Origin of the sequence: Microbacterium sp. B19(2022) (assembly GCF_012030385.1) — a bacterium.
GTDB classification, from domain to species: domain Bacteria; phylum Actinomycetota; class Actinomycetes; order Actinomycetales; family Microbacteriaceae; genus Microbacterium; species Microbacterium oxydans_B.
Map to the genome: position 1 here is coordinate 45597 of NZ_JAAUVO010000025.1, position 6064 is coordinate 51660.

Annotated in this window: 5 protein-coding genes; all 5 read left to right on the forward strand. The window is 68.7% G+C overall.

All coding sequences use genetic code 11. From position 1 onward, the window contains the following. Positions 1 to 22: 22 nt before the first annotated feature. The 5 genes from HCX50_RS17970 to HCX50_RS17990 are packed head-to-tail and all read left to right on the forward strand — an operon-like array spanning position 23 to position 6039. Positions 23 to 1132: a Gfo/Idh/MocA family protein gene (locus HCX50_RS17970; RefSeq protein WP_105710965.1), complete on the forward strand. Its 1110-nt coding sequence runs from the start codon at positions 23 to 25 to the stop codon at positions 1130 to 1132. Then, entirely contained in the window at positions 1129 to 2667 is a 1539-nt protein-coding gene (locus HCX50_RS17975; protein ID WP_167635269.1) for a sugar ABC transporter ATP-binding protein, read from the forward strand. The genes HCX50_RS17970 and HCX50_RS17975 overlap by 4 nt, the downstream gene beginning before the upstream one ends. Next, positions 2664 to 3776: an ABC transporter permease gene (locus HCX50_RS17980; RefSeq protein WP_167635270.1), complete on the forward strand. Its 1113-nt coding sequence runs from the start codon at positions 2664 to 2666 to the stop codon at positions 3774 to 3776. Before HCX50_RS17975 ends, HCX50_RS17980 begins: the two co-directional genes overlap by 4 nt. Beyond that, on the forward strand, positions 3773 to 4828 hold the full coding sequence (locus HCX50_RS17985; RefSeq protein WP_029262664.1) for an ABC transporter permease: 1056 nt from the start codon (positions 3773 to 3775) through the stop codon (positions 4826 to 4828). The genes HCX50_RS17980 and HCX50_RS17985 overlap by 4 nt, the downstream gene beginning before the upstream one ends. 2 nt (positions 4829 to 4830) lie before the next feature. Beyond that, positions 4831 to 6039, forward strand: coding sequence for a substrate-binding domain-containing protein (locus HCX50_RS17990; protein WP_029262663.1), 1209 nt, complete (start codon positions 4831 to 4833; stop codon positions 6037 to 6039). The last annotated feature ends 25 nt before the right edge of the window (positions 6040 to 6064 follow it).

The window sequence follows — 6064 nt, forward strand, 5'->3', positions numbered from 1 at the left end:
AGGTCTGTGTCAGAATCGCCGCATGACAACGGATGTCACTGACACCGGTCTCGGAACGATCCGAGCCGGCATCCTCGGCGGAGGATTCATGGCCCGCGTGCATCGCACCGCGGCCCGCGACGCCGGCGGCGAACTGCGCGCCGTCGCCACCCGCTCTCGCGAAGGAAGCCGCGATGCCGCACTGGCGCTCGGCGCCGGTCGCGCCGAGAGCGATGCGGCCGGTCTGCTGGAAGCGGGCGACATCGACGTCGTGCACATCTGCACGCCGAACGCCACGCACGCCGAACTGGCGCTCCAGGCTCTGAACGCCGGCAAGCACGTCGTATGCGAGAAGCCGCTCGCGACGACGGCCCCGGACGCGAGGGTTCTCGCCGAGACGGCCGAGGCCCGCGGACTGGTGGCGGCCGTGCCGTTCATCTACCGCTACCACCCGATGGTGCGCGAGGCCAGGGCACGGATCGCCCGTGGCGAGGCCGGCGACCTGCTCACCCTCGACTGCTCCTATCTGCAGGACTGGATGCTGCTGTCGAGCGACGACGACTGGCGGGTGCGCTCCGAGTCCGGCGGTGCATCCCGCGCCTTCGCCGACATCGGCTCGCACCTGTGCGACCTGATCGAGTTCGTGATCGGTGAGCGGATCCACGCGCTGAGCGCCCGCACCCGTCGGGTCTTCTCGGAGCGCTCGGGGCAGTCGGTCGATACGGAGGACATCGTCGCGGTGCTCGTCGAGACCGAGTCGGGCGCCCTCGGCACGCTGCTCATCTCGCAGATGGCCGCCGGCCGCAAGAACGCCCTCACCCTCGAGCTGCACGGTTCGCGGCAGAGCCTGCGCTTCGAGCAGGAGCGCCCCGAGGAGCTGTGGATCGGCATGCGCGAGGAATCCCGGCTGCTGCTGCGCGACCCCGCCACCGCCGACCCGGATTCCGCGCGGCTGCAGCGGGTTCCGGCGGGACACCCGATGGGGTACCAGGATGCCTTCAACAGCTTCATCGCCGACGTCTATGCGGCGATCGCCGGTGCGGAACCCGATGGGCTCCCGACTTTCGCCGACGGATACCGCTCGGCCGTGCTCACGGAGGCCGTGCTCGCCTCGGCGGCCGATGGCGGACGATGGGTGGAGGTGACGGCATGATCACGACCACGACCGAGCCCGTGCTGCAGGTGGCCGGCATCCGCAAGTCGTTCTTCGGCGTCGAGGTGCTCAAGGGCATCGACTTCGACGTGCGGCCCGGCGAGGTGCACGGTCTCGTCGGCGAGAACGGCGCGGGCAAGTCCACGCTGATGAAGATCATCGCCGGCGTGCAGCCGGCCGACGAGGGCACCATCTCGTATCGCGGTGAAGAGGTGCACCACGCGCACCCGCGGCAGGCGATGGATGCCGGCATCGTCACGGTCTTCCAGGAGTTCACCCTGCTGCCGGAGCGCACGGTGGCGCAGAACGTCTACCTCGGCCGCGAGCCGCGTCGGCGGGGATTCGTCGACCAGCGCGCCATGAACTCGCGGACCGCCGACCTGCTGACCGACCTCGGGGTCTCCTTCATCGAGCCGACCGCGCGCGTCGGTTCGCTCACGGTCGCCGAGCAGCAGATCGTCGAGATCGTCAAGGCGCTCTCCTTCGATGCTCGGGTCATCTCGATGGACGAGCCGACCGCCGCCCTCAGCGACCGCGAGGTCGAGCTGCTCTACGCGATCATCCGCCGGCTCACCTCCCGCGGCGTCGCCGTGATCTATGTCTCGCACCGGTTGAAGGAGATCTTCGACCTGTGCGATCGCATTACGATCCTCAAGGACGGCGCGCTCGTCTCGACCGACGAGACCGCCGCCCTGACCACGGATGAGCTCGTGCGGCGCATGGTCGGCCGCTCCATCCAGTCGTACTTCCCGGATGCGGTCGAGGGCACGACGGTCGGGAAGGCGCGGCTCGAACTCGACGGCTGCGGCAACGCCTACGTCGACGGGGTTTCCCTCACGCTCCGCGCCGGGGAGATCGTCGGCATCGCCGGGCTGCAGGGTTCCGGACGCACCGAGCTGGTGGAAGGGGTGTTCGGCATCCAGGCCTTCACCCGCGGATCGATGCGCATCGACGGGGCGCCCGTGCGGATCGGCACCGCCCGCGCCGCCGTCCGTGCCGGCCTCGCCCTCGTCTCGGAGGACCGCAAGGCGCAGGGCCTCGCCCTCGGGCAATCCGTCCTCGACAACGCGCTCCTCGTCGTCCGCAGTGTCTTCGCCGGTCGTACCGCCGCATCCCGACGGGAGGTGCCTGGCATCCTGAGCTCGCTCGAGGTCAGCTCGCGGGGCCTGGACCAGGAGGTGCGCTTCCTCTCCGGCGGCAACCAGCAGAAGGTGGTGCTGGCCAAGTGGCTGCTCACCCAGCCGCAGATCGTGCTCTTCGACGAGCCCACCCGCGGCATCGACGTCGGTGCCAAGTACGCCGTCTATGAGCTGATGCGCGAGCTCGCAGCGCAAGGGAAGGCCGTGCTGATGGTGTCGAGCGAATTGCCGGAGGTGATCGGCATGAGCGACCGGATCCTGGTCATGCACGACGGCGAACTCGTCGCCGAACTGTCGGCGGGCTCCGCCGAGCACGAGATCCTCGGGGCCGCGACCGGCGCCGCCCATCCGGGCACCCACGATCCGAACACCGCGGCGGACGGAGGTGTGCGATGAAGCGTCTGAAGATCGACTCCACGGTCATCGTGCTCGGCATCCTGCTCCTGGTGCTCGTCATCGGCGCGATCCTGGTCGGTACGGTGGGACGTAACTTCCTCAGCGCCGGCAACATCCGCGACATCCTGACCGGCATGAGCGTGCTCGGCCTCGTCGCGATCGGGCAGACGCTCGTGGTGCTCGGCGCCTCGCTCGACCTCTCGGTCACCTACGTGATCAGCCTGTCGAGTCTGCTGGCGGCCACGATGATGAACGACAACGCGGCGAACATCCCGGTGGCCGTGATCGTCACGCTGCTCGTGTGCGCCGGCGTGGGTCTCGTGAACGGGCTCATCGTCACGGTGCTCAAGGTCAACGGCTTCATCGCCACACTCGGCGTCGGACTCATCCTGCAGGGCATCCTCAACACGAACTTCGAGGGATCCGCGGGGAAGGTGCCCTGGGCGTTCCAGCTCATCGGCGCCACCGGCGTCGGCCCCATCCCGGTCTCCACGCTCATCATGATCGTGCTGGCCGTCGTGATCTGGGTGCTCCTCAACCGCACCCGCACCGGCGCCCACCTCTACGCCGTCGGCGGCGATCCCGAGATCGCCCGGCTCTCCGGCGTGCGCACACGGATGCCGCTCATCTGGGCGCACGTGCTCTGCTCGGTGTTCGCGGGTCTCGCGGGTCTGCTGCTCGCCAGCCGCCTCGGCGTCGGCAGCCCGACCGTCGGGCAGCAGGGCGGCTATGCGCTGCTCTCGATCGCGGCGGTCGTGCTCGGCGGAACGCTGCTGCTCGGCGGACGCGGCTCCATCTGGGGCACGATCGGCGGCGTGGCGATCCTCGCGGTCGTCGACAACGTCATGAGCGTCATGCAGGTCAACCCGTTCCTCAAGGACGTCGTGCGCGGCGTCGTCATCGTCGCCGCGGTGGCCGTCTACAGCCGCCGGTCGATCATTCGCCGCCGTCCGCGCTTCGGTGCCGGAGGCACACGCACCGGTGGGGACGATGCCGCGAAGGCCGCGGCGCCCGAGATGGCCGCCGCCGCATCGCAGCTCGCCGCCGTCAGCACCGACACCGACACCGCATCCGATATCGGCACCGCCACGGAAGGAGGACGCTCATGAACGCGCTGCGCACTCTCGTGAGTCCCCGTGGGGCCGTGTTCCTGCTGCTCGTGCTGCTGTTGGTGGCCGTCACGATCCTCAACCCGAGCTTCGCCGAGCCCGGTCAGTTCATGCGCTTCATCCAGCGGGTGGCGCCCATCGCGATCGTCGCGATCGGGCAGTACTTCGTGATCATCGCGGGGGAGTTCGACCTCTCGCAGGGCTCGCTCATCACGGCGCAGGTGATCATCGCCGGCAACCTGGTCGGTCAGGACGACGCCCGCACGGTGCCGGTCCTGCTGCTCATGATCGTCTTCGCTGTGGCCGTCGGGCTCGTGAACGGGGTGATCACGACACTGTTGAAGGTGCCGTCGTTCATCGTCACGCTCGGCATGATGCTCGCCCTCCTGGGTGGAGTGATGTGGTGGACCGGGGGAGCGGCCACCGGGAACCCGGCCGACAGCTTCCGCGAGATCGGCCGCGGCGGCATCCGCGACGTGCCGTTCCTCGAGTTCATCCCCTGGGCGGTGCTGCTGCTGATCGTGTGGCTGGGACTCGGCATCTGGATCACCAAGCGCCCGCTGGGCAAGACGCTGATCGCGGTCGGCGACAACGCCGGTGCGGTCGACTACGCCGGGGCCCGCCGCGCCTGGGTGACGACGCGCGCGTTCGTCATCTCGTCGCTCTCCGCGTCCCTGTCGGCCGTGCTCCTCGTCGGATACGCCGGCGTGCATCCCTCGGTCGGCCGCGGATACGAGTTCACGGCGATCACCGCCGTGGTGCTCGGAGGCGTGGTGCTGGGAGGTGGCCGAGGGTGGATCGTCGGCGCGGTCGCCGGTGCCTTCGCCCTCGAGGCCCTGTTCATGCTGCTGAACATCGCGGGCATCCCCTCGACACTGCGCGATGCCGTGCAGGGCGTCATCATCATCGCCGCGGTCGCCTACTCCGCCGTCGCCTTCCGGGCGCGGCGCAAGCGCGGGCCGCTGCCCTCGGACATCCCTCCCGAAGAACCCAGAATCCCTGAAACCACCAGTTCCACCAGCACCATCAACACAGAAACCAGAGGAGATTAGCAATGCGACGATCGATGAAGATCGCCACCGCAGGGGTGGCTCTCTTCGGCCTCATCGCGCTCGCCGGGTGTACGACCGACCCGTCCGTGGCGCCGGCGGAGTCGGAGAACCCCGAGGAGACGGCAGAGACGACAGAGTGGTTCGACCAGGAGCTCTTCGACAAGCAGGACGAGGAGCGCGGCGTCACCCCGCAGGGGCCGGAGGACGAGCCCTACCTGCAGCACATCAACGCCGAGATGGTCGACACGGCGGAGTTCGCGAGCGAGGGAGCCAAGAAGGCCTGCTTCGCCAACGCGTCGATCTCCAACCCGTGGCGCCAGACCGGCTGGATCACGATGAACGAGCAGCTGAAGTCGCTGCAGGATGCGGGCGCCATCAGCGAGATGGAGACCCGCGACGCGCAGGACTCCGATGACACGCAGATCGCGGACATCGACTACTTCATCGCCGAGGGCGAATGTGACGTCTTCCTGATCTCGCCGAACAGCACGGCGGCCATGACCCCGGCCGTCGAGCGGGCCTGCGAGACGGGCAAGCCGGTCGTCGTGTTCGACCGCGGTGTGAACACCGACTGCCCGGTCACGTTCATCCACCCGATCGGCGGCTTCGCCTGGGGCATCGACACCGCCGAGTTCCTCATCGACAACCTCGAAGAGGGCGACAAGGTCGTGGCACTGCGCATCCTCCCGGGTGTCGACGTGCTCGAGCACCGCTGGGCCGCCGCCGAGAAGCTCTTCGACGAGGCCGGCATCGAGGCCGTGGATCACTTCACGGGTGCCGACCCCGCCGAGATCAAGAGCATCATCAGCGACGAGCTCGCCAAGGGCGACGTGCACGGCATCTGGATGGATGCCGGTGACGGCGCGGTCGCGGCCATCGAGGCGTTCGAGGACGCCGGAGCGGACTACCCGGTCATGACCGGTGAGGACGAGATGAGCTTCCTGCGCAAGTGGAAGGACACGGGTCTCACGGGCCTCGCGCCGGTGTACTCCAACTTCCAGTGGCGCACTCCGCTGCTCGCGGCGCAGATGATCTTCGCCGGCGAAGAGGTTCCGAAGGAATGGGTCCTCCCGCAGAAGCCGATCACGGAGCCCGAGCTCGACGACTACCTGAAGGCCAACGAGGGCATGCCCGACGGCCACTACGCCAAGTTCGGCGGGGAGAACCTCCCCGGCTACCCGACGGTGTGGCAGCAGCGTCAGATCCCGTAACCGAAATCCGCTCCCACCCTTCCGC

Bases quoted from the DNA above. Each gene is read 5' to 3' on its own strand.
- HCX50_RS17985 (WP_029262664.1), top strand. From the start codon at position 3,773: ATGAACGCGCTGCGCACTCTCGTGAGTCCCCGTGGGGCCGTGTTCCTG.
- HCX50_RS17975 (WP_167635269.1), top strand. From the start codon at position 1,129: ATGATCACGACCACGACCGAGCCCGTGCTGCAGGTGGCCGGCATCCGC.
- HCX50_RS17990 (WP_029262663.1), top strand. From the start codon at position 4,831: ATGCGACGATCGATGAAGATCGCCACCGCAGGGGTGGCTCTCTTCGGC.
- HCX50_RS17970 (WP_105710965.1), top strand. From the start codon at position 23: ATGACAACGGATGTCACTGACACCGGTCTCGGAACGATCCGAGCCGGC.
- HCX50_RS17980 (WP_167635270.1), top strand. From the start codon at position 2,664: ATGAAGCGTCTGAAGATCGACTCCACGGTCATCGTGCTCGGCATCCTG.